Raw genomic sequence first — 1,140 nt, 5'->3', positions numbered from 1 at the left:
ATATCAAATCCGGTTAAATAGTTATCGTTAAGCCTTGGCTGCCTGCCACCAATGAAAATGGGTCAGACCACGAATGAAGTCGCACTGCTTGAGTAAAACACAACAGCGAGCGCAAATTATCTGCTCCAACTCTTCAATTTTCTCAAAGCTGCGGTTGACAATTGGTTCATCTAGCCATGGCCATAGTCTTTCGGCTGGCTGCAACTCAGGGGAGTAAGAAGGCAGAAATTCCACATGTAATCCTTCTGGCCATTTCACTTGCTCACTGGTGTGCCACCCCGCTTGGTCTATAGTCAACAAAACCTGTTTGTGTTGCCCTAAACCAAAATGTTGAGCAAAGTCTGCTAACACTTGATTGAACAGGTAGATGTTAACTTTTGGCATTAGCCACCAGTAGGTTTGACCAGTAGCCGGATGGACAAACCCATAGACCCAAACCCATTGAAACCGCCATTGCACGGTCGCTGTTGGCATGTCCCACCATGGAACCCATAGCCGTCTTACCATAGGCTTGAGACCCAGACGATGCTCATCCATTGCCCAAAGTTGAATCTCGGCATCAGGGTGCTGCTGGCGCAATTGTTCTACTCGTTCTGCTATTTTTTTTTTCCAGTTCTCTTGCTCCCAGGGGTCCGAGTCCACATGAGCAGGACGAGGTATCCGTAGTCGGTACTCCATCTGCTTGAGATATTCCCATCCTCGTTGCGGAGCCACTGGACGCTCTAGCACCCGACTCATCCAATCAGCTACCTTGGGTCCATTCCACAATCCACTTTCATTTACTGGGGTCTCTAGGGCTTGTAAAAGTTGAGCTTGTTGGACTTGATCAAGCATTGGTTCAGCACCTGAGTTGTGATGGCGTTGGTCTCCGACTCCAGCAACTCCTTTATTGTTGTAGCGGTTAGCAATGACCCGAATCCACCGCAAGGAGTAGCCAGTCACCTCCGCTACTTCAAGGGTCGTTTTACCTTTGGCCATTAACCACAGTATTTGGTAATGGCTTCGCCCCACCGGGTCTTTTTCTTCACGATATCGCTGTTCCAAGGCGTCACAACTCAGGTGGGGCTTCAGGGTCAACCTTTTGGGCATAAAACTTACCATGCTCTGTCTTAACAGTAAGTATACACCCGGATTTGATAT

The 1,140-nt window shown here is 48.4% G+C and carries 1 protein-coding gene; it reads right to left on the bottom strand.

Translation table 11 applies throughout. The annotated features are described in order from the left end of the window. Nucleotides 1–27: 27 nt before the first annotated feature. Nucleotides 28–1,089, bottom strand: a complete 1,062-nt coding sequence (locus F6K49_RS51575) for an IS630 family transposase (RefSeq protein WP_293028945.1) — start codon at nucleotides 1,087–1,089, stop codon at nucleotides 28–30. Nucleotides 1,090–1,140 lie beyond the last annotated feature (51 nt).

Source organism: Moorena sp. SIO3I6 (genome assembly GCF_010672095.1).
This window is presented reverse-complemented; position numbering and strand designations above follow the sequence as displayed.

What these genes read in the sequence shown, in the direction of transcription:
- F6K49_RS51575 (WP_293028945.1), bottom strand. Translation starts at nt 1,089, where the DNA reads ATGCCCAAAAGGTTGACCCTGAAGCCCCACCTGAGTTGTGACGCCTTG.